Annotated in this window: 16 protein-coding genes; 5 read left to right on the top strand and 11 right to left on the bottom strand. The window is 72.2% G+C overall.

Annotation, left to right across the window (positions count from 1 at the left end; all coding sequences use genetic code 11):
• Nucleotides 1–37: 37 nt before the first annotated feature.
• From ACFWFI_RS02225 to ACFWFI_RS02205, 5 genes are all read right to left on the bottom strand, one after another.
• Nucleotides 38–1012: an ABC transporter substrate-binding protein gene (locus ACFWFI_RS02225; protein ID WP_387384450.1), complete on the bottom strand. Its 975-nt coding sequence runs from the start codon at nt 1010–1012 to the stop codon at nt 38–40.
• A gap of 19 nt (nt 1013–1031) precedes the next feature.
• Nucleotides 1032–1877, bottom strand: a complete 846-nt coding sequence (locus ACFWFI_RS02220) for an ABC transporter ATP-binding protein (protein WP_387384448.1) — start codon at nt 1875–1877, stop codon at nt 1032–1034.
• Nucleotides 1874–2959 carry a FecCD family ABC transporter permease gene (locus ACFWFI_RS02215; RefSeq protein ID WP_387384446.1) on the bottom strand — a complete coding sequence of 362 codons (1086 nt, stop codon included), beginning with the start codon at nt 2957–2959 and terminating at the stop codon, nt 1874–1876. Before ACFWFI_RS02215 ends, ACFWFI_RS02220 begins: the two co-directional genes overlap by 4 nt.
• Nucleotides 2956–3966, bottom strand: coding sequence for a FecCD family ABC transporter permease (locus ACFWFI_RS02210; RefSeq protein ID WP_387384444.1), 1011 nt, complete (start codon nt 3964–3966; stop codon nt 2956–2958). Before ACFWFI_RS02210 ends, ACFWFI_RS02215 begins: the two co-directional genes overlap by 4 nt.
• A 145-nt stretch (nt 3967–4111) precedes the next feature.
• Complete coding sequence (locus ACFWFI_RS02205; protein WP_387384442.1) at nt 4112–4663, bottom strand: hypothetical protein; 552 nt, start codon at nt 4661–4663, stop codon at nt 4112–4114.
• Between the two features lie 136 nt (nt 4664–4799).
• Here ACFWFI_RS02205 and ACFWFI_RS02200 point away from each other — a divergent pair, with 136 nt between their 5' ends.
• Complete coding sequence (locus ACFWFI_RS02200; protein ID WP_387384440.1) at nt 4800–5417, top strand: HAD family hydrolase; 618 nt, start codon at nt 4800–4802, stop codon at nt 5415–5417.
• 16 nt (nt 5418–5433) lie between these two features.
• On the opposite strand, the gene ACFWFI_RS02195 is transcribed toward ACFWFI_RS02200, so the two are convergent.
• Nucleotides 5434–5670, bottom strand: coding sequence for a hypothetical protein (locus ACFWFI_RS02195; RefSeq protein ID WP_387384438.1), 237 nt, complete (start codon nt 5668–5670; stop codon nt 5434–5436).
• Nucleotides 5671–5835: 165 nt separating this feature from the next.
• Between ACFWFI_RS02195 and ACFWFI_RS02190 the strand changes: the two genes are divergently transcribed.
• The gene (locus ACFWFI_RS02190; protein WP_014154805.1) at nt 5836–6219 is read left to right on the top strand and encodes a cold-shock protein; all 384 of its coding nucleotides are present in this window, start codon (nt 5836–5838) and stop codon (nt 6217–6219) included.
• A 36-nt stretch (nt 6220–6255) separates the two neighbouring features.
• On the opposite strand, the gene ACFWFI_RS02185 is transcribed toward ACFWFI_RS02190, so the two are convergent.
• The 4 genes from ACFWFI_RS02185 to ACFWFI_RS02170 are packed head-to-tail and all read right to left on the bottom strand — an operon-like array spanning nt 6256 to nt 9821.
• Entirely contained in the window at nt 6256–7161 is a 906-nt protein-coding gene (locus ACFWFI_RS02185) for a 1,4-dihydroxy-6-naphthoate synthase (protein ID WP_387384437.1), read from the bottom strand.
• Nucleotides 7133–7852, bottom strand: coding sequence for a futalosine hydrolase (locus ACFWFI_RS02180; protein WP_387384435.1), 720 nt, complete (start codon nt 7850–7852; stop codon nt 7133–7135). Before ACFWFI_RS02180 ends, ACFWFI_RS02185 begins: the two co-directional genes overlap by 29 nt.
• A 25-nt stretch (nt 7853–7877) precedes the next feature.
• Nucleotides 7878–8360, bottom strand: a complete 483-nt coding sequence (locus ACFWFI_RS02175) for a DUF2771 domain-containing protein (protein ID WP_387384433.1) — start codon at nt 8358–8360, stop codon at nt 7878–7880.
• A gap of 27 nt (nt 8361–8387) precedes the next feature.
• On the bottom strand, nt 8388–9821 hold the full coding sequence (locus ACFWFI_RS02170) for an MFS transporter (protein ID WP_387384431.1): 1434 nt from the start codon (nt 9819–9821) through the stop codon (nt 8388–8390).
• A 451-nt stretch (nt 9822–10272) separates the two neighbouring features.
• Between ACFWFI_RS02170 and ACFWFI_RS02165 the strand changes: the two genes are divergently transcribed.
• From ACFWFI_RS02165 to ACFWFI_RS02155, 3 genes are all read left to right on the top strand, one after another.
• Nucleotides 10273–11205, top strand: a complete 933-nt coding sequence (locus ACFWFI_RS02165; RefSeq protein WP_387384429.1) for a DUF3027 domain-containing protein — start codon at nt 10273–10275, stop codon at nt 11203–11205.
• Nucleotides 11206–11518: 313 nt separating this feature from the next.
• Complete coding sequence (locus tag ACFWFI_RS02160) at nt 11519–14695, top strand: sacsin N-terminal ATP-binding-like domain-containing protein (protein ID WP_387384427.1); 3177 nt, start codon at nt 11519–11521, stop codon at nt 14693–14695.
• A gap of 150 nt (nt 14696–14845) precedes the next feature.
• On the top strand, nt 14846–15697 hold the full coding sequence (locus ACFWFI_RS02155; RefSeq protein WP_387384425.1) for a DUF5707 domain-containing protein: 852 nt from the start codon (nt 14846–14848) through the stop codon (nt 15695–15697).
• Nucleotides 15698–15721: 24 nt separating this feature from the next.
• Here the strand turns inward: ACFWFI_RS02155 and ACFWFI_RS02150 are convergent, their stop codons facing one another.
• On the bottom strand, nt 15722–18130 hold the full coding sequence (locus ACFWFI_RS02150) for an HAD-IC family P-type ATPase (RefSeq protein WP_387384423.1): 2409 nt from the start codon (nt 18128–18130) through the stop codon (nt 15722–15724).
• Nucleotides 18131–18248: the final 118 nt, after the last annotated feature.

Genomic DNA, 18248 nt, shown 5'->3' with positions numbered 1-18248 from the left:
GACCTGACACCGCGCCCCACAGGCTTGCTCAGGCCCTCTACTTCGTCAGGTCCGCCCGGAGCTCGTCCAGGATCCTGTCCGCGGCCGTGTAGCCGATGCCCTGGATCCACAGCTCGTCCTCGACCGGGAACACCTTGCCGTCCTTCACCGCGGCCATGTTCTTCCACAGACCGCTGCCCACGGTCTGCGTCTCCTTGGACTTCTTCGCGTCCCCGTACGTCGAGTGGAAGACGACGTCCGCGTCCGCCTGGTCGATCTTCTCCGGGCTGACGTCGTACGAGAAGCCGTCCTTGGCCTTGTCCACGATCGCGGGCCGGCCGAGGCCGACGTCGGCGAGGATCGTCGCGATGTAGTTCCGGCGGCCGTAGATCCGGATGTCCGCGCCCTCGACGAACCGCACCATGTTGACTTCGGTGGCCGCCGCCTTCTCCTTGCCGCCGATCGCCTCGGTGACCTCACCGACGTGCGCGTCGTAACCGGCGATGACCTTCTCGGCCGCCGGGACCTTGCCGAGCGCGTTGGCGTGGACCTGGAAGTTCTCCTTCCAGGGGTAGCCCGTGTTCTCCGTCATGACCGTCGGCGCGATCTTCGTCAGCTCGTCGTACTTGTCGCCGTGCCGGATCTTGCTGGTGAGGATCAGGTCCGGCTTCAGCGCCGCGATGGCCTCCAGATTCGGAGTCATCATCTCGCCGACGTCCTCGATGCCCTCGACCTTCTCCTTCGGCAGGTAGCTGAGGTAACCCGACTCCGTGCCGGTGTGCGTGGCACCGACCGGCTTCACGCCGAGGGTGAGCGCGGAGTCCAGCTCGGCGGTGTCCAGGACGACGACCCGCTTCGGTGCCACGGGGACCTTGACGTTGCCCATGGCCGTGCCGACCGTGTGGGTCCTGTCGCCCGAGGGGGCCGAGCCGTCGGAGCCGGAGCCGGACGAGCCGCAGGAGGTGAGGGTCAGCGCGGCGGTCACGGCCAGCGAACCGGTGATGAGCAGACGAGCCGCAGGAGGTGTGGGCATGTCGGAGAGCCTCATTCCTTCAGGAGGACAGGGTGGGAGTCCAGGGCGCGCCGGGTACGACGAGCGGCGAACCCGTGACCGGGTCCGGGACGATGACGGCTTCCAGGCCGAAGACCTCACGCACGAGTTCGGCGGTGACGACGTCTCCGGGCCGCCCCTCGGCGACGATGCGGCCCGCCTTCATGGCGACGAGGTGGTCGGCGTACCGGGCGGCCTGGTTGAGGTCGTGCAGGACGGTGACGACGGTCCGTCCCCGGGTGCCGTCCGCCGCCGGAGCGGCGAGCCTGCGCACCAGGTCCAGGACCTCGACCTGGTGCGCGATGTCGAGGTACGTCGTGGGCTCGTCGAGCAGCAGCAGATCCGTGTCCTGCGCGAGCGCCATGGCGATCCACACGCGCTGGCGCTGGCCCCCCGAGAGCTCGTCCACCGGCCGGTCGCCGAGCGCGGTGATGTCCGTACGCTCCATGGCTTCCGTCACCGCGCGCTCGTCCGCGTCCGACCACTGCTGCCACCACCGCTGGTGCGGCTGGCGGCCACGGGCGACCAGGTCGGAGACGGTGATCGCCTCGGGTGCCACGGGCGTCTGCGGGAGCAGCCCGACCGACTGGGCGATCGTGCGGGTGGGTATGCGGGAGAGCTCCGTGCCGTCCAGGAGCACCGACCCGCCGGCAGGCTTCAGGAGCCGCCCGAGGGCCCGCAGGGTCGTGGACTTGCCGCAGGCGTTGGGGCCGACGATGACCGTCACGCACCCGTCGGGAACGGCCAGGTCCAGCTCGTGCACGACGGTGCGGTCGTCGTAGGCGAGGGTCAGGGCGCGCGCCGTGAGCCTCGAAGCGGCGGTTTCCGTGGAACGGGTCGTCGTCATGCGTTGCCTCCAGCGCGGCCACCGTGGCCACGGATGATCAGCCAGATCAGATACGGGGCGCCGACCGCCGCCGTCAGCACACCCACCGGCAGTTCGGTGGGGGAGAAGAGCCTGCGGGCCAGCAGATCCGCGAAGACGACGATCACGGCGCCGAGCAGCGCCGAACAGAGCAGCGGGATCTGCGCCGTGCGCGTCATCCGGCGGGCGATCTGCGGGGCGAGCAGCGCCACGAAGTCGACCGGGCCCGCCGTCCCCGTGGCCACCGACGCCAGGACCACCCCGAGGGCGACGAGCCCCAGCCGTACCCGCCCGAGGCGGACACCCAGCGCCGTCGCGGTGTCGTCGTCCATCGAGACGGTGCGCTGCGCCCGTGCCGCCCACAGCACGGCGGGCAGCAGGACGAGCAGCGCCCAGCCGATCGGGGCGGCCTCGTCCCAGCCGCGGCCGTTGAGCGAACCCGTCATCCAGATCTGCGCCTGCTGGGCGACCAGGTAGTCGCCCTTCGTCAGGAACAGGGTCGTCACCGACCGCAGGGCGATCGCGAAGCCGATCCCGATGAGGACGAAACGGGTCGCGTGGAGCCCGCCGCGCCACGCGAAGACGTACACGAGGGCCGCGGCCGCGATGCCGCCGACGACGGAGAGATAGGGCAGGACGGTGTACGAGGTGAGGCCGAAGGCCATCGCGCCGACCGTGAGCGCGCTCGCGCCCTGGCTGATGCCGATGATGTCGGGGCTGGCCAGGGGGTTGCGGGCGACGGTCTGGATCAGCGCCCCGGCGATCCCGAACGCCGCGCCCACGAGCAGCCCGACCACCATGCGGGGCAGCCGCAGTGTGCCCACGACCAGTTCGTCCGGGGACGGCTGACCGAGGACGACCTTCACGACCTCCGCGGGCGCCACGAAGCTCTCGCCGACGCAGAGGTACGCGACACAGACCGCCGCCAGCAGCACGACGAGGGCCACCGCGACGAGCCCCGCCCGCCGGTGGAGCAGGAAACGGGCCCGCTTCCCGACCCGCACGACCCGGTAACCGGCGGGCCGGACCGGGGTGCGTACGGGCACTGCCGTGTCCGCGCTCATGCGGGCACCGCCTTCCGGCGTACGAGGGTGACCAGGAACGGAACGCCGATCAGCGCCGTCATCACGCCTGCCGGGACCTCACCGGGCGGGAACAGGACCCGGCCGACGACATCGGAGACGAGGAGCATCACCGGCCCGACGAGGGCGGCCATCGGCAGCACCCAGCGGTGGTCGCTGCCCACGATCGCGCGGGCGATGTGCGGGACCGCGAGGCCGACGAAGGCGATCGGTCCGGCCGCGGCGACGCCCGCCCCGGTGAGCACGGTGGCCCCGATGCCGCCGATGACGCGGACGGCCGCGACGTTCTGCCCCAGGCCCTTCGCGACGTCCTCGCCCAGAGCCAGCGCGTCGAGCCCGCGCGCCACGGACACCACGAGGACCGTGCCGATCAGCAGGAACGGCCAGATCTGCTGGGCGACCTGGGCCTCCCGGCCGGCGATCGAGCCAATCTGCCAGAAGCGGAACTCGTCGAGCGCCGACGCCTTGGTGGTGAGCACCGCCATGGTCACCGAGACCAGCAGCGCGTTGATCGCGGCTCCGCCCAGCGCGAGCTTCACCGGCGTCGCACCTCCCCGGCCCCGGGACGCGATGGCGTACACGGCGACCGAAGCCACGGCGGCCCCGCCGAAGGCGAACCAGACATAGCCGGTGAGGGTGTGGATCCCGGCGTACGCGATGGCCAGGACGACGGCCACCGAGGCGCCCTGGCTGATCCCGAGGATCCCCGGGTCGGCGATGGGGTTCCGGGTGATGCCCTGCAGCACCGTGCCCGCGAGGGCGAGCGCCGCGCCGACCATCAGCCCGATCAGGGTGCGCGGCACCCGCATCTGCCGGATCACCTCGGCGGCGTCGGAGTGCCCGCCGTGCAGCAGGGCGTCCAGGACCTCGGACGGCGCGATGGTCCGCGCTCCCACGGCGAGGCTGAGCAGGACGGCGAGCAGCAGCGCGACGACGGCGGCGGCGGTCGCGAGCGCGCGTCTGGACAGGCGTGGAGCGGCGGCTGCCATCGGAACCAATCGGGTGAGCGGGGGCCGGGAACTGCGCGGAGCAGGGCATTGCGAGGTAAGGCTTGGCTAAGTCTATGTGTGGCCCATGGGCCCGGGCGGGGCGCCTGCGTTCTCCCGGACCCGGGCCGGACGCCCACGGCCTCCGTCATCGGGCCCGCTCCTCGCGCAGCTCCACCTCCTGGGCGGTCACGGGGGCCTGGATGCTGTAGACGTCACCGACCCGCAGGCCGCCCGGAGTGCTGTACTCGCCGTGGACCGCGACGAAGGAGACGGCCGTCCGCGAACCGGGCTGCCAGAAGGTGCGGTAGTGCGGCGCGTTCGCCGGGTACTCCGGGATCTCCACCAGAGGGACACCACGCCGGTCCAGGAGACGCCGCAGCTTCTCGAACCGGAGCCGGGGGGCGAAGCTTCCGTAGCGGGCGCGGAGCACCTCGCCCGGGAGGGTGCGGTCGCGGCGCGCGAGCCGCTGCACCTGGAGGCTGAAGTGGTGCCCCGCCCACGGGTCGCGGGCACGGGCTCGGTGGAAGTGGAACTCCGCCAGGCCGTAGTCGCGGGACATGGCCCGTTCGAAGGCGTTCTCGGCGAAGTCCGGTCCAAGTACCGCTGCGACCTGGTCGGGGGAGTCGGTGGGGCGAAGGCCGAGCACGGTGCCGGTGGTGACGGCGTGGACGTAGAACGCCAGGGAGTACGGGGTCAACTCTCATTCCTCGGCAGTAGCGGGCGGGTGCCGTGAGTCTGCACGCCGTGGAGGGGCCCGGAGCCCCCGGGGCCTCGCTCCACCCCGTGACGGACGGCACGTCACCCGGGCCGGGGCAGTCGGCACAATGGGTGCCATGCCCACACACACCTTGACGGTCGGTTTCGACCTCGACATGACCCTCATCGACTCCCGGCCCGGTATCAAGGCCGTCTACGAGACACTGGCCGCCGAGACGGGTGTGTACATCGACACCGATCTGGTCGTCAGCCGGCTCGGCCCGCCGCTCCCCGAGGAGATGGCCAACTGGTTCCCCGCCGACGAGATCGCCGGCGTCTGCGACCGGTTCCGCGCGATCTACCCGGACAAGGCGATCGTGCCGACGACCGCGCTGCCCGGCGCCCGGGAGGCCGTCGAGGCCGTCCAGGCGCTCGGCGGACGGGCGATGGTCGTCACCGCCAAGTACGAGCCGAACGCCAAGCTCCACCTCGCGCACCTCGGCATCGGGGCGGACGTGCTGATCGGCGGACTCTGGGCCGAGGGCAAGGCGGAGGCGCTCCTGGAGCACGGCGCGGGGATCTACGTCGGCGACCACACCGGGGACGTACGGGGCGCGCACGCGGCGAACGCCCTGTCGGTCGGTGTCACCACCGGGCCGTGCGACGAGGAGGAGCTGCGGGCCGCCGGAGCCGAGGTCATCCTGCCGGACCTCCTGGCGTTCCCCGACTGGCTGCGGACCTTCGCGGCTGCCTGAGGCGTGGAACCTGCCGCTACCTCGCGGCGGCGCGCTTCGGGGAGTTCTTCCACACCGACCGCACCACCCCCGCGGCCGCGATCATGAAGCCGAGACCCATCAGCATGCACACCGCGTAGGCGATGGACGGGAACGGGTCGGTGCCCAGGAACAGCGGGGCCACGGTGACCAGTGTGGCCAGTGCGCCGATGAAGAAGACGATCGCGCCGACCTGTACGAGCCGGTCGCCTGCGCCGGAAGGAGTAGTACTCACCCGGCCAGGGTAGTTCCCAGCTCGGCGGAACCATTCGGCGACGTCTTGTGTCCGGCCCCTGGGCCATTAGCCTGGGGTACGGCGGGTCCTTGACCCGCTGTACTGCTATCCGGAGCCGTTCTACGGCTCTTCCGCGCACCGACGAGTACGAGGACGAGGACAGACGTGCCCACGGGTAAGGTCAAATGGTTCAATTCGGAAAAGGGCTTCGGCTTTCTTTCGCGCGACGACGGCGCCGACGTCTTCGTCCACTCCTCCGTTCTCCCGGCCGGCGTCGAAGCGCTGAAGCCCGGTCAGCGCGTCGAATTCGGTGTGGTCGCGGGCCAGCGCGGTGACCAGGCCCTCTCCGTGGTGATTCTCGACCCCACGCCGTCCGTCGCCGCCGCACAGCGGCGCAGGCCGGACGAGCTGGCCTCGATCGTGCAGGACCTGACGACCGTTCTGGAGAACATCACACCCCTGCTGGAACGGGGCCGCTACCCCGACAAGGCGGCGGGCGCGAAGATCGCCGGCCTGCTGAGGGCGGTCGCCGACCAGCTCGACGTCTGACGGACGGCCGGGCCCGCGCGGCCCGGCCCTCCCGGTTCAGCGTGCGGTGACGGAGAACGCGTCCGGGGCCAGCGCCGGTACGAGGCCCTCGGCCGCGGCCCGGGTCAGCAGGCCGCGGATCGCCGCGTATCCGTTCTCGCCCAGGTCGGCGGTGAATTCGTTGACGTACAGCCCGATGTGCTGGTCGGCCACGGCCGGGTCCATCTCCTGGGCGTGCTCCAGGACGTACGGACGTGAACGCTCCGGGTCGTCCCAGGCCATCCGCACCGACGTACGGATCGATTCCGACAGCCGGTTCAGCGTCTCCTCGCCCAGCGAGCGCTTGGCGATGATCGCGCCGAGCGGGATCGGCAGGCCGGTGGTGGACTCCCAGTGCTGTCCCATGTCGGCGAGGCTGTGCAGGCCGTAGTTCTGGTACGTGAAGCGGGCCTCATGGATCACGAGCCCGGCGTCCACCCGGCCGTCGCGCACCGCGGGCATGATCTCGTCGAACGGCATGACGACGATCTCGCCCACGCCGTCCGGCACGACCTCGGCAGCCCACAGCCGGAACAGCAGGTAGGCGGTGGAGCGCTCGCTCGGCACGGCGACGGTCTTCCCCGTCAGGTCCGTGCCGGGCTCCTTCGTGAGGACGAGCGGCCCGCAGCCACGCCCGAGGGCGCCGCCGCACGGCAGCAGCGCGTACTCGTCGAGCACCCACGGCAGGACGGCGTACGAGACCTTCAGCACGTCGAACTCGCCGCGCTCGGCCATACCGTTGGTGAGGTCGATGTCGGCGAAGGTGACGTCGAGGGCGGGCGCGCCGGGGACCCTTCCGTGCGCCCAGGCGTCGAAGACGAAGGTGTCGTTCGGGCACGGCGAGAAGGCGATCCGCAGCGCTGGAAGCGGTGCGCCGGCTGAGTCGGTCGCGGTGTCAGTCACGGTGTCGGTCGAGTCGGTCATGCCGGTTCCAACTTTCCACTACAGGTGCGGTCTTCCCGAACGCCGCGGTGAGCGCCGCCAGCGCGTCGCCGATGCGCCAGGCCTCGCGGTCGCGCGGCCCCACGGTGTTCGAGACGGCCCGGAGCTCCAGCGCCGGCACGCCGAACCGGTCGGCGGCCTCCGCGACGCCGAAGCCCTCCATGGCCTCGGCGACGGCTCCGGGATGCGCGGCCAGCAGCTCGGCCGTGCGGGCCGCGCTTCCGGTCACGGTGGAGACGGTGAGGACGGGGCCCGGCACGGCGCCGGTGGCCTCCGCCACGTCCCGCACGAGGGCTTCGGGCGGCAGGAAGGTGTCCCTGCCGAAGCCGAGACCCGTGACGGGCACGAAGCCGTCCGGGGTCTCGGCACCGAGGTCCGCGGCGACGATGCGGGTCGCCACGACGAGGGAGCCGACGGGCGCGGCGGGCGCGAAGCCCCCGCCGATGCCGGCCGAGACGACGAGCGCGTACGGCGTGGCGGCGGGTGCGGAGGCGAGGGCGAAGGCGGTGGCGGCGGCCGCCGCCGCGGGGCCCGCGCCGCCCGCGAGGACGTCGAACGGGCCGGCGTGGCGCAGCTCGGCGCCCGGCACCTCACGCACCTCAGGCTCGCCCCCGAACGCACGCGTGACCGCGTCCCGTTCGGCCGGGACAGCGGTCACGACAAGCACCCGCACAGCGGTGGTCCTCGGGTTCAGAGGGTCAGGACGTCTTCGTGAGCTGGAAGTGCCAGACGCCCGTGAGCTTCTGACCCTTGGTCTCGACGATGCTGACCTGCGTCTTGTCCGCCGTGGTCTCGCCCGTCTGGCTGGCGAAGAAGGCGCTGCCCGGGATCGAGCGGTAGGTCCTCTTGTACGGCTCCTGCTCGGCCTGCTGGCCGTTGATGAAGAGCGTCCAGCCGTTGTCCGCGACCTCGGGGTCGACGCCGAAGCGGACCTTGTCGTCCATCGCGACCTTGACGGACTTCTCCGCCTTCTTGTTGAGGCAGCCCTGGATCTCGGACTCCTTGAGGGCGTTGCCGTCGTTGTAGCAGGCGGCCTCGGTGCTCACCGAGTTGTCGCCGACCGTCACGGTGGCGAGCGGCGTCGGCTTGTCGCAGGCGGACAGGACAAGGAGTCCCGCGGACACGGCACCAAGAGCGACGCCGATTCGACGGCCCTTACCGGAGAAGAACGCAACGGTCATGCGCCGAAGGTTATCGGTCGGTGCCGCTCATGCCACGCGGGGGTGCGGTGAGCCGCGCCGTGCGGCCCCGAGGAGGCCCCGTACGGAGGCGCCCGCGCCCAGGGCGAGGAGCCCGGCGGCGACGGACATGCCGAGTACTCCGTTGAGGGGGAGCGCGATGCCGATCGCGCCGCCGACCACCCAGGACATCTGGAGCAGCGTCTCCGACCGGGCGAAGGCCGACGTACGCACCTCCTCCGGCACATCGCGCTGGATCATCGCGTCCAGCGACAGTTTCGACAGGGCCTGGGTGAATCCGGCGACCGCGGTGAGGGCGGCCACCATCACCGTGCTGAAGAAGATCGCGGCGAGGACCGCGACGCCCAGGGCGAGCCCCAGCACCGTCGCGACGATCACCTCGGGGCCCCGTGCCCTGAGCCACGCGCCCACCGCCGTGCCGAAGGCGTTTCCGGCGCCGGCCGCGACGCCGACGATGCCGAGGGAGACGGCGGCGCTCTGCCCGGCGAGCGGTTGCTCACGCAGCAGGAACGCCAGGAAGAAGATGAGGAAGCCCGAGAGCGCACGGTGCGAGGCGTTGGCCTGGAGGCCGTGCAGGACGGACGGTCCGACGGAACGCAGTCCGGGCGGCTTGTCCCGCCCGTTCTTCCGGCCGAGCCTGGTGCTGCCGCTTCTGGCCCCCTTGGTGGTGCCGACGGGCGGGGGCGGGCGGACCGCGTCCTCGTGCGGGACGACGAGACGGGCCTTGCGCTCGCCCTTCGCGGAGTCGACCTTGTGCGGCAGCGTGAAGGCGAGGACGGTCCCGCCGAGGAAGATCGCGCAGGCCCCGTAGAGCGGCCAGGGGGACCCGATGGTCTGCAGCCCCGCCCCGATCGGGGCCGCGATGCCCGTCGCCAGCAGACCGGCCAGGGTGACCCGTGAATTGGCCTTCACCAGGGAGAAGCGGGGTGGCAGGAGACGGGGTACGACGGCGCTGCGCACGACGCCGTACGCCTTCGAGGAGACCAGGACGCCCAGCGCCGCCGGATAGAGCTCCAGGCCGCCCGTGGCCACCGCGCCCGACATGGTGATGGCGAGCACCGCCCGGGCGAACATCGCGCCCGCCATCGCGGCGCGACGGCCGTGCGGCAGCCGGTCCAGGAGCGGGCCGATCACCGGGGCGAGCAGGGTGAAGGGAGCCATGGTGACGGCGAGATAGAGGGCGACGCGCCCGCGTGCCTCGTCCGTGGGCACGGAGAAGAACACCGTGGAGGCGAGCGCCACGGTGATCATGACGTCACCGGCGCCGTTGACCGCGTGCAGTTCGATCAGCTTGCCGAGGCCGGACTCGCCCGCCCCGTGGGCGTGGGTCGCCTTCCGGATCCCCCGCGCGGTGCCCGTGAACGGGGCGCGCAGGGCGCGGCCCATCGCCCGGCCCGCCCTGCGGAGCGGACCGGATCCGTCGGACGACCTGGCGGCAGCCACGTGGTCATAGTGCCCCACCCCCTGCCGTAACGAACCCATGATCGGGCCGGGGCGTGGCGGCTGCCGCTCCGTCGGGTGAGTCGCATCCGGTCGGGAAATGGTCGGAAAATGGCCGGGATGCACCACCGATCCCGGGCGAATACGACGCTGCCGGCGGCGGATCCGGAACCGATCCGCAAGGGTTCCGGACCTGTTTGGGACGGGCAGGTGGGCTCGGGGCGGCGGAGAGGGTAGCGTGCACTCACGCGCCACCGGCGGTTGTTCTTGGCCGCGCGCCTCTCCGCGATCCCGCAGAATGGGTGGCAGAAGGCGCGCCCGAGGCAGGCACAACGGGTGTGGACGTCGACGCGGCCCCCAGGTCCGCTCCGCTCACAACTGTCATGGCCGAAATCGGACATCGATGGAGCTGCTGGCGCGCTCGTGAGACGGCGTATGGAGAGAAGCGAGACCTGTGAGTGCTGCGACGACGCGAAGCCGTACGGCCCGTACCCCCGCCCCTGACCGCCTGTGCGCCGAGGCGGTAGACCTCGCACGCGCGGCGGCGGAGGAAGCTGCCGCGCCCGGAGTGGTGGGTGAGCATGTGGCACTGGTCTCCGAAGGGGACCGGGTCGTCACGCACTACTTCGAGTCCAAGGAGCCCGGCTACCGGGGCTGGCGCTGGGCGGTGACGGTCGCCAGGGCCTCCCGCGCCAAGAACGTCACCCTTGACGAAACGGTGCTGCTGCCCGGATCCGACGCGCTCCTCGCCCCCGAGTGGGTGCCCTGGAGCGAGCGGCTGCGGCCCGGTGACATGGGTCCCGGCGATCTTCTGCCGACCGAGGCGGAGGACCCGCGCCTGGAGCCCGGCTGGACGGGCGAGGACGAGCCCCTGCCGAACTCCGCCGTCTCCGACGTGTCGCAGGAGCTGGCCGCCCTCGCCGACGCGGAGGACGCGGAGCTGACGACGCTGCCCGGGACGAGCCGCGGCTCGATCGCCGCGGTCGCCGAGGAGCTCGGCACGCGGCGTGCGCGGGTGCTGTCCCGGTACGGGCTGCGGCTGGCGGCTGACCGGTGGGACGAGGAGTTCGGGGCGAAGACCCCCATGGCGCAGGCCGCGCCGGCGTCGTGCGTCACGTGCGCGTTCCTGGTGCCGATGGCGGGCTCGCTGAAGCAGGCCTTCGGGGTCTGCGCGAACGAGTTCGCCCCGGCGGACGGCCGTGTGGTCTCCCTGTCGTACGGCTGCGGAGGGCACTCCGAGGCCGCGGTCATGCCGAAGCCGCCGAAGCCCGCGCCGCACGCGCTGGACACGATGCAGGTGGACGACTATCCGCTGCGTCCGGCGGAGGACTCAGGCTCGGTCCCGGTACAGCCGGACGGCTCGACGGAAGACCTGGGTCACTCCTGACCCTCCTGCCCGCTGTGGGGCCCGGCGCCGTCCGGTCCCCCGGCCGGGCCGTGCCGCGGGCTCGTCCTCGCGCTTCCCAGGACTTCGTCCGGGGGACATCCGACGGGCTCGACCACGGCCGGGCGGACCGGGTGCGGATGCTGCCCACGCCGGGCGATTCCGGCTCACCGAGATCCCCCCGGACCGCTTCCGGGGGGAATCCTGGGACGAAGCCCTGCTCGGGGACGGGCGCTGCGGGGGTTCCCGGTCGCGGTACCTTCGGGCGCACACTGGGCGTCACGGGTCACCGGAAGAGCGGAGTACGAGCGTGGGCATGAATGCGACCGAGGGGGCCGATCCGTTCGGGACGGCGCGACTGCGGCGCGGCGTGCTCGACGCCTGGGGAGCGGGTCCCGCCCGCTTCCGGGAGGACGCCAACGCCGAGGAGGACCTCGCGCTGGGCGGCTACCGCGACCGTCTGGTCATCGAGCTCGCCCAGAACGCCGCCGACGCCGCCGCCCGCGCCGGTGTCCCCGGCCGCCTCCGCCTCACCCTGCACGCGGCGTCGGGTGACAGCCCCGCCGTCCTGGCCGCCGCCAACAGCGGCGCCCCTCTCGACGCGACCGGCGTCGAGTCGCTGAGCACGCTGCGGGCCTCCGCCAAGCGCGAGGGCCACGAGTCGGCCGTCGGCCGCTTCGGCGTCGGGTTCGCCGCCGTCCTGGCCGTCAGCGACGAGCCCGCCGTGATCGGGCGGCACGGCGGTGTCCGCTGGTCCCTCGCGGAGGCCCGCGACCTCGCGCGTCATGCTGCCATCGGCAGCCCCGGTCTCGGTGACGAACTGCGCCGCCGCGACGGACACGTACCGCTGCTCCGGCTCCCGCTGCCCGCCGAGGGCACCGCCCCCGACGGGTACGACACCGTCGTCGTCCTGCCGCTCCGCGACGGCGTCGCCGAGGATCTCGTGGGCAGGCTGCTCGACGGCGTCGACGACGCGCTTCTCCTCACGCTGGCCGGCCTCGACGAGGTCGTGATCGAAACCCCCGACGGCGTACGGACGTTGCGGCGCTCGCAGGACGGCCCGTACACGCACATCGACGACTCCGTGCACGGTCTCCACCGCTGGCGCACCGTCACCGGCCACGGGTCCCTGGAGCCCGCGCTGCTGGCCGACCGGCCCGTCGAGGAGCGGCTGCGTCCGCACTGGTCGGTGACGTGGGCCGTGCCCGTCGGCGAGGACGGGGCGCCCCAGCACCCCCGTACGGCACCAGTCGTGCACGCCCCGACCCCCACCGACGAGCCCCTCGGCGTCCCCGCGCTGCTGATCGCCTCGCTGCCCCTCGACACCACCCGCCGGCACCCCGCACCGGGCCCGCTGACCGACTTCCTGGTGGAGCGCGCGGCCGAGGCGTACGCGGAGCTGCTCGCCGGGTGGGAGCCCGTGTCCGTCGCCACGATCGCGCTGGTGCCGGGCGTGCTCGGCAAGGGGCAGCTGGACGGCGCCCTGCGGGCCGCGATCCTGGAGCGGCTGCCCCGGGTCGCCTTCCTGGAGCCCGCCGCGCCCCGGGACCCGGCCGAGGCGGCTGCCCAGTGGGACGACTGGGACGGCGCCGGAGCCCCGCGCCGGGAGACGTCGGCGCTGCGGCCGGTCGAGGCCGAGGTGGTCGAGGGCGTGGGCGCGGAGACCGTACGGGTCCTCGCCGAGGTCCTTCCCTGCCTGCTGCCCGCCGGGCTGGAGCGTCGCCCCGAGCTGCGCACGCTGGGCGTCGCCCGGGTCCCGCTGACCGAGGCCGTCGACCGGCTGGCCGGCCTGGAGCGTGACCCCGAGTGGTGGCGGCGGCTGTACGACAGCCTGGCCGGCGTCGACCCCGACCGGCTCTCCGGACTGCCCGTCCCCCTCGCGGGGTCCGCGGACGCGCCCCGCACCACCATCGGCCCCCGCCAGGTCCTCCTGCCGCTTCCGGACGCGCTGACCTCGCCCGTGCTGGACAGGCTGGCCCGGCTCGGGCTGAAGGTGGCCCATCCGGACGCCGCCCATCCGCTGCTGGAGAAGCTCGGCGCCCTGCCCGCCACCCCCCGCGCCGTCCTGACGACCCCGCAGGTCCGGGCCGCGGTGGCGGGTTCGCTGGACGCGGGCGAGATCTGGGACGAGGACGCCCTGGACGGGGACGAGCTCGCCGAGACCGTCCTCACCCTCGTACGGGACGCGGACCTCGCGCCGGGCGACGAGCCCTGGCTGGGCGCGCTCGCCCTGCCCGACGAGGACGGCGAACCGGCGCCCGCCGGTGAACTCGTGCTGCCGGACAGCCCGTTCGCCCAGGTCATGCGTGAGGGCGAACTCGCCCTGTGCGACGCGGAGCTGGCCGAGCGCTGGGGCGAACAGCCCCTGACCGCCTGCGGGGTGCTGGCCACCTTCGCCCTCGTACGGGCCACCGACGTCGTCCTGGATCCGGACGAACTGGAGCCCCGCGACAGCGACTTCGCCGAGCCCGACGACGCCGGTCTGCTCGACGCCGTCGACGTGTGGTGCGAGGACGTCCTGGACCAGCTCCCGGACACCCCGGTGCCGCCGGTCGCCACGGAGCTCGTCGCCGTACGCGACCTGGACCTCGTCGACGACGACGCCTGGCCGCAGGCCCTGGCGATGCTCGCCCGTCCGCCGCTGCGCGACGCGCTGACCCAGCCGGTACGGGTCCTGCTCCCGGACGGCACGACGCAGTCGGTGCGGCCTTACACGGCGTGGTGGCTGCGCGATCACCCCGTGCTCGACGGCCGGCGCCCGGCCGGCCTGCGCGCGGCGGGCGGCGACCCGCGTCTGGAGGGCCTGTACGACTCCGCCGACGCGACGGGATTCGACGACGCGCAGGTGCTGCGCGCCCTCGGCGTACGGACCTCGGTGGCCGCGCTCCTGGACGAGCCGGGCGGGGCGGCCGAGCTGCTGGGACGGCTCGCGGACGAGGAGCGTCCCGTCGGCCCGGTGCAGCTGCACTCGCTCTACACGGCGCTCGCCGAGCTGGACCCCGAACAGGTCACGCTGCCGGACGAGCTGCGGGCGGTCGTGGACGACGAGGTGCGGGTCGCCGACGCGGCTGACGTCGTGATCGCCGATGCCCCCGACCTGCTGCCGCTGACCGGCGGCCTCCCGCTGCTGCCGGTGGCTCCGGCGCGCGCGGCGGAGCTGGCGGACCTGCTCCAGGTGCGACGGCTCGGCGAGAGCGTCGAGGCCGTGGTGACGATGGAGGGCGAGGAGCACCAGGTGCCGGATTCCGTAAGGATCCTGCTCGGCCCCGGGACCCCCGACACGTACGTCGAGCACAGTGAACTGCGCGCGGGCGGCGTGGAGCTGGACTGGCGCCGCACCCCGGACGGTGTGGTCCACGCGTCCACGGTGGAGGGCGTGGCGGCCGGTCTGGCCTGGGCGGCCGGCCAGTGGCCGCGCCGCTTCGAGGTGGCCGCGCTGCTGGAGGACCCGTCGCGTACGGAGGAGCTGGCGCGGGACCGCTGGTTCGACTGAACGGTGTGATCTTCACAATAAATACATGAGATGGGCACAACCGTTCACGTGTGAGGACTGTCTGGTCTGTCGAGTCACCTGACTCGCAGACCACATGGGGACCGTCGGCCGCACGACGTGCCACGGGCCCCCTTCTCCACGGGGAAACACATGCGTATTCGTGCCACTGTTGCCGTCGTCTCCGGCGCCCTGGCCCTGTCGGCTTTCGGCGTCCCGGCGGCGACGGCCGACGACGGCCGCACCTGGACGCCCGACTTCGAGCTCTCCGCCCCGGAGCACTCCACCGGGCGTATGGCCGCCCGTTCGGTCACCGCTGTCGACGACCTCAAGATCACCAAGACCGTGGTGAACGGTGGCAAGGCCATCGTGGTGGGCACCACCGCACCGAAGAAGGTCACCGTCGCCATCACGGCGACGGACGACTCGGGCATCGCCGACGCGTCCACCTACGTGTGGATCGGTAGCGACATCGAGTCCGAGGACAGCTTCGGCTTCGGGCAGAACGAGGACGCCGCCAAGTGCAAGGCGGCCAACGCCACCACGTCCACCTGCACGCTGACGGTCACCGTCGACCCGGCGTGGCTGATCAACTCCGACGCGACCAGCTGGCACGTCGGCGCCGCGGTGCTCAGCAAGGACGGCCAGATCGTCCAGAACGACACCTTCGGCAAGACGAAGCTGCAGCGCCTCTCCAAGGTCACCGTCAACGCCGCGCCGGAGCCCGTCAAGAAGGGCAAGACCATCACGGTCACCGGCAAGCTGTCGCGCGCCAACTGGGAGACCGGCACCTACAAGGGGTACACTGGTCAGTCGGTCAAGCTGCAGTTCCGCAAGAAGAACAGCAGCACCTACACCACCGTCAAGACCATCAAGTCGAACAGCACCGGCGTGCTGAAGACCACGGTCAAGGCGTCGGTCGACGGCTACTGGCGCTACAGCTTCGCCGGTACGTCCACCACCCCGACCGTCACGGCCGCGGGCGACTTCGTCGACGTGAAGTAACCGAGGGCGAAACCCCTCGCGGATCTACGTGGGGAAGCGGCGGCCGACCAGCCTCCAGGCCAGTTCCAAGACGGCCGCCGCGACCACCGCGATGCCCACCGCCGTCCATGGCATCGAGACCCCCACCAGCTTCAGCGCGAAGAAGTCCTGGAGCCAGGGCACCGCGAGCACGATGAGGAAGCACAGGCCCATCGTCGCCACCAGGGCCACCCGCCACCACGTGTAGGGGCGGGCGATGATCACCAGGACCCACATCGAGACCAGGAACAGGGTGAGGGTCGCAGCGCTCGTCTCCGCGTCGAGCGCGCCCGGACCGGAATAGGCGTGCCTGGCGACCAGATACGTGGCGAAGGTGGCCGCCGCCGCGATGACTCCGGACGGGATCGCGTACCGCATGACGCGGCGTACGAAGTGCGGCCGGGCGCGCTCCTTGTTGGGGGCGAGCGCCAGGAAGAACGCCGGGACGCCGATCGTCAGTGTGGACAGCAGCGTGAGATGGCGCGGCAGGAACGGGTACTCCACCTGGAAGCAGACCACCAGGATCGCCAGCAGCACCGAGTAGACGGTCTTCGTCAGGAACAGGGTGGCGACCCGGGTGATGTTGCCGATGACCCGGCGGCCCTCGGCCACGACCGACGGCAGCGTCGCGAAGCTGTTGTTCAGCAGCACGATCTGGGCCACCGCGCGGGTCGCCTCGGAGCCCGAGCCCATCGAGACCCCGATGTCGGCGTCCTTCAGCGCGAGCACGTCGTTGACGCCGTCGCCGGTCATCGCGACGGTGTGCCCGCGTGACTGGAGGGCCGCGACCATGTCGCGCTTCTGCTGCGGGGTGACCCTGCCGAAGACCGCGTTCCGCTCGATCTCCGTCGCCATGTCGTCACGGTCCTCGGGCAGCCGGCGGGCGTCCAGGGCGTGCTCGGCACCCGGCATCCCCAGCTTCTGGGCCACCGCGCCGACCGAGACGGCGTTGTCGCCGGAGATGACCTTCGCGGAGACGTTCTGGTCGTCGAAGTAGGCCAGCGTCTCCCCGGCGTCGGGGCGCAGCCGCTGGTCCAGGACGACGAGGGCGGTGGGTACGGCCCCGGAGGCGGCGTCCGGGGCGTCCAGCTCGCCCCGGACCCGGGCGAGGAGCAGGACGCGCAGGCCCTGTTCGTTGAGGTGCCCGGTCTCGGTGAGGGCGGGGTCGTCGGCGGCCAGCAGTACGTCGGGGGCGCCGAGGAGCCAGGCGGACGCGTCGCCGTCGCTCTCGCTGAAGGCGGCGCCGCTGTACTTGCGGGCCGAGGAGAAGGGCATGGTCTGCGTGACGCCCCATCCCTCGCCGTCCGGGTAGGCGTCGATGATGGCCTGGAGGCTGGCGTTGGGCCGTGGGTCGGAGGCGCCGAGGGCGCCCAGGACGCGGCGTACGTAGTCCTCGTCGGAGCCGTTCAGCGGGCGGACCTCGGTGACGTCCATGCCGCCCTCGGTGAGGGTGCCGGTCTTGTCCAGGCAGACGACGTCGACCCGGGCCAGGCCCTCGATGGCGGGCAGTTCCTGCACGAGACACTGCTTGCGGCCGAGCCGGATGACTCCGATCGCGAAGGCGACCGAGGTGAGCAGGACCAGGCCCTCGGGGATCATCGGGACGATGCCGCCGACCGTGCGGGCGACCGAGTCCTTGAAGTTGTTGTCCTTGACGACCAGCTGGCTGATGATCAGGCCGATCGCCGTCGGGACCATCATCCACGTCACGTACTTGAGGATCGTGCTGATCCCGCTGCGCAGCTCGGACTGGACGAGGGTGAAGCGGGAGGCCTCCTCGGCGAGCTGCGCGGCGTAGGCCTCGCGGCCGACCTTGGTCGCGGTGAACGCCCCGCCGCCGGCGACGACGAAGCTGCCGGACATCACCGGGTCGCCGGGCCGCTTGATCACGGGGTCGGCCTCGCCGGTCAGGAGCGACTCGTCGATCTCCAGACTGTCGGCCTCGGCGACCACTCCGTCGACGACGGCCTTGTCCCCGGGGCCCAGCTCCACCAGATCGCCGAGGACGATCTCGGACACGGACACCTCGGCGGAGGTTCCGTCGCGCCGCACCGTCGGTTTCGCCTCGCCGATCACCGCGAGGCTGTCCAGGGTCTTCTTGGCGCGCCATTCCTGGACGATGCCGATCCCGGTGTTCGCGATGATCACGAAGCCGAAGAGGCTGTCCTGGATCGGCGCGACGAACAGCATGATCACCCAGAGCACGCCGATGATCAGATTGAACCGGGTGAGGACGTTCGCGCGGACGATCTCGGTCACGGACCGGGACGAGCGGACCGGTACGTCGTTGACCTCGCCCCGGGCGACCCGTTCGGCGACCTCGGCGGTGCTCAGCCCGCCCGGCGGCGCGGGCGCGGGAGATGTCTGTACGGGGTCCGGCTGCTCACCGGAGGAGTCGATTGCCCGCTGCGTCATGATTCCGACCGTACGGGCGGACGGGACGCTTCACCCCCCGGGCGCCGGAAGATCCGACCGGGGGAGGAGCGGAATGGTCCCACGGTCGTACGCCGCCGACGAGCGGCGGGTGCCGGGC

It is taken from the genome of Streptomyces sp. NPDC060209 (genome assembly GCF_042728155.1).
Classification (GTDB): Bacteria; Actinomycetota; Actinomycetes; order Streptomycetales; family Streptomycetaceae; genus Streptomyces.
This window is presented reverse-complemented; position numbering and strand designations above follow the sequence as displayed.

What these genes read in the sequence shown, in the direction of transcription:
- ACFWFI_RS02175 (WP_387384433.1), bottom strand. Translation starts at nt 8,360, where the DNA reads ATGACCGTTGCGTTCTTCTCCGGTAAGGGCCGTCGAATCGGCGTCGCT.
- ACFWFI_RS02160 (WP_387384427.1), top strand. Translation starts at nt 11,519, where the DNA reads ATGAATGCGACCGAGGGGGCCGATCCGTTCGGGACGGCGCGACTGCGG.
- ACFWFI_RS02225 (WP_387384450.1), bottom strand. Translation starts at nt 1,012, where the DNA reads ATGCCCACACCTCCTGCGGCTCGTCTGCTCATCACCGGTTCGCTGGCC.
- ACFWFI_RS02220 (WP_387384448.1), bottom strand. Translation starts at nt 1,877, where the DNA reads ATGACGACGACCCGTTCCACGGAAACCGCCGCTTCGAGGCTCACGGCG.
- ACFWFI_RS02155 (WP_387384425.1), top strand. Translation starts at nt 14,846, where the DNA reads ATGCGTATTCGTGCCACTGTTGCCGTCGTCTCCGGCGCCCTGGCCCTG.
- ACFWFI_RS02150 (WP_387384423.1), bottom strand. Translation starts at nt 18,130, where the DNA reads ATGACGCAGCGGGCAATCGACTCCTCCGGTGAGCAGCCGGACCCCGTA.
- ACFWFI_RS02210 (WP_387384444.1), bottom strand. Translation starts at nt 3,966, where the DNA reads ATGGCAGCCGCCGCTCCACGCCTGTCCAGACGCGCGCTCGCGACCGCC.
- ACFWFI_RS02185 (WP_387384437.1), bottom strand. Translation starts at nt 7,161, where the DNA reads ATGACCGACTCGACCGACACCGTGACTGACACCGCGACCGACTCAGCC.
- ACFWFI_RS02200 (WP_387384440.1), top strand. Translation starts at nt 4,800, where the DNA reads ATGCCCACACACACCTTGACGGTCGGTTTCGACCTCGACATGACCCTC.
- ACFWFI_RS02215 (WP_387384446.1), bottom strand. Translation starts at nt 2,959, where the DNA reads ATGAGCGCGGACACGGCAGTGCCCGTACGCACCCCGGTCCGGCCCGCC.